The sequence below is a fragment of the Halomonas sp. genome, assembly GCF_041689495.1.
Classification (GTDB): Bacteria; Pseudomonadota; Gammaproteobacteria; order Pseudomonadales; family Halomonadaceae; genus Halomonas.
The window spans coordinates 1-2,552 of sequence record NZ_JBDNGD010000220.1; the positions used below are offsets into that span (position 1 = coordinate 1).

Below are 2,552 nucleotides of genomic sequence, written 5' to 3' on the forward strand. Positions count from 1 at the left end.
CTGCCGCGCACACCCTGGCCACGCAGGAACAGCGGATCCAGACATTCCACCACCAGTGCGCGGAAGATAACCGCCGTGATCACCACGATCAGGCTGGTAATGGCGGCGATCAGCAGCAGGGCGGTGGTGTTCACGGCGAGTATCGAGCCGAACAGCACATGGGTGAGATCCACGCTGCTGCCGCCCAGGGAAACGAGCATCACTCCGCCAGCCAGCGATATCAGGAAGAAGCTGGCCATGGCCGAGTCCTCCCGGTGGCCGGTCATCTGCGACACGCTGCCCGCCAGCACGGCCACCAGCAGGCCCGAGAGCACGCCACCCAGGCTCATGATCGGCAGCGAGAAACCCGCCAGCAAGAAGCCCAGCGCCACGCCGGGCAGGATGGCGTGGGCCATGGCATCGCCGATCAGGCTCATGCCGCGCAGCATCAGGAAGACCCCCAGCGGCGGGGCGGCCAGCGAGAGGGCCAGGCCGCCGACGAAGGCGCGACGCATGAAGCCGTAGTCGAAGGGGGCCAGCAGCCAGGCGTCAAGCAGAGCCAGCATGAACACTATCCCGGAAGGTGAGTGGCAGGCGTGGTGCCCTGGGTGGCTGGCCGGCGTAGCGGTCGAGCAGTGAGTCGGGGCTGGCCCAGCGGCCATGCCCCCCGGCGAGGATCAGCACGTCGTCGGCCAGGCGCGATAGCTGTTCCAGGTCGTGGAGCACCACGATCAGGGTGGCGCCGTCCCTTGCCATGTCGCGCAGCACGTCCATCAGCACGTCGACGGTCTCGACATCGACGTTGGCGAACGGCTCGTCGAGCAGCAGCAGCTCGGCTTCCTGCATCAGGGTGCGGCCGAGCAGGGCACGCTGACGCTGGCCACCGGAGAGTTCGCCCAGCGGGCGGTGCGCCAGGTTCGAGATGCCCAGCCGCGCCATGATCTCGCGGCCGCGACGATAGTGTGCTCCGCAGTAGCCCTTTAAGGCACCGTGGCTGGGCCAGGTGCCGGTCATGATCAGTTCTTCCACGCTCATCGGGAAGGTCAGGTCCAGCGCCAGTTGCTGGGGCAGCCAGGCGCAGCGCTCTCGGGGCACCTGGCAGTTTACCTTGCCGGCCACCGGCCGAAGCATGCCCATGATGGCGGCGATCAGGGTGCTCTTGCCGGCCCCGTTGGCGCCGACCAGTGCGGTGATGGCGCCGTCCATGAAGCGACCGTCGAGATGCTCGAGCACCGTCTGCCCCCCGCGGGCGAGTTGCAGGTCATGGAGTTGCAGTCGCGACATCAGGACCAGCCCCCCACGGCCCAGGAGACCGCCAGCCAGAGCCCGGCGACGGGGGCGGCGACCAGCAGCAGCCGGCGCCCCGCCGAGAGCGACATCAGGGAGAAATGGCAGGGCCCTTCCGGGCGATGCCGGTGTGTACGATGTGCCATGGGACGGAGTCCTCCGCAAAAGATAGCGAAGGTTATAACATAACAATAATGGGGCTGGCCAGTGTCGTCTTGCGGGTCCCGCTCAGGCGACTAGATCCCCAGGGCGCGGCGAATCATCCATTGCTTGGCCTGGGGGAGTCGTTCGGCCAGGGCCAGCCCCGCTGCGCCGGCCTTGCGGAGCCCATCGCCGCCGGTGAAGACGCGATGGAAGGTCTCGGTGGCCGCCATCATGGCCAGGGTCTGGGGGCGACGCTCCAAAGCATAGCGGCCGATGGCGGCGAGGCCGCCGAGGTCCTTGCCATGGCCATGGGCATAGGCTAGCCGCTCGCCCAGGGTGATCACGTCCTGGAGCCCAAGGTTCAGGCCCTGGCCGGCCAGCGGATGGACCACATGGGCGGCATCCCCGACCAGCACGACTCTGGAGGCCGTGTAGTGGCGAGCATGCTGGCGCTTGATCGGGAAGCTGGCACGGCCGAGCACCCGCTCCAGGCCACCCAGGCGGGTGGGAAATTCTCGTTCGATGGTGGTTCTCAGGGTCTCGTCATCCATCGCCTCGCGGGCCTTGACCCGTTCCGGGTCGCCATACCAGACCAGGGAGGCATGATGGCCCGGCAGGGGCAGCATGGCTTGGGGGCCTTCGGGTGTGAAGCGCTGCCAGCTGACGTCCTGCTGGGGCAGGGTCGTCTCCACGTTGATGATCAGGGCGCGTTGCTGGTAATCCATGACATCGGACTGGATGCCGGCCCGCTCGCGCACCCGGGAGTTGGCACCGTCGGCCCCCACCAGCAACGAGGCCCCCAGCAGGCGGCCATTGTCCAGTTCGAGGAGCACTCGCTCATGGCCGCTGACCTGGGTGATCGGTGCCGCGGTGCAAATGCACTCGACATTGGGCATGGCCTCCAGGCATGCCCAGAGGGACTGACGGATCACCCGGTTCTCGACGAAGCTGCCGAAATCCGCCAGGTCGATGGACTCGGTGCTGAAGCGGGTCTCGCCGTGACCCTGGATGTCCCAGGCATGGATATGCCGGAAGGGACAGCGACGCGCCGCCGGAATCAACGGCCAGGCCCCCACGGACTCGAGCAGCTGCCGCGAGGCCAGGTTGACGGACGAGACCCGCAGGTCGAAGCGGTCGTCGTC

The 2,552-nt window shown here is 67.6% G+C and carries 4 protein-coding genes; all 4 read right to left on the reverse strand.

Annotation, left to right across the window (positions count from 1 at the left end):
- A partial coding sequence (locus tag ACESMD_RS07860) for a metal ABC transporter permease (RefSeq protein WP_372611958.1) occupies window positions 1–545 on the reverse strand: 545 nt, incomplete at its 3' end.
- Window positions 529–1,263: a metal ABC transporter ATP-binding protein gene (locus ACESMD_RS07865; protein ID WP_372611960.1), complete on the reverse strand. Its 735-nt coding sequence runs from the start codon at window positions 1,261–1,263 to the stop codon at window positions 529–531. The genes ACESMD_RS07860 and ACESMD_RS07865, both read right to left, overlap by 17 nt.
- Complete coding sequence (locus tag ACESMD_RS07870; protein WP_372611962.1) at window positions 1,263–1,412, reverse strand: hypothetical protein; 150 nt, start codon at window positions 1,410–1,412, stop codon at window positions 1,263–1,265. The genes ACESMD_RS07865 and ACESMD_RS07870 overlap by 1 nt, the downstream gene beginning before the upstream one ends.
- A gap of 90 nt (window positions 1,413–1,502) precedes the next feature.
- The coding region (locus tag ACESMD_RS07875; protein ID WP_372611964.1) for an FAD-dependent monooxygenase at window positions 1,503–2,552 on the reverse strand (1,050 nt) is incomplete at its 5' end.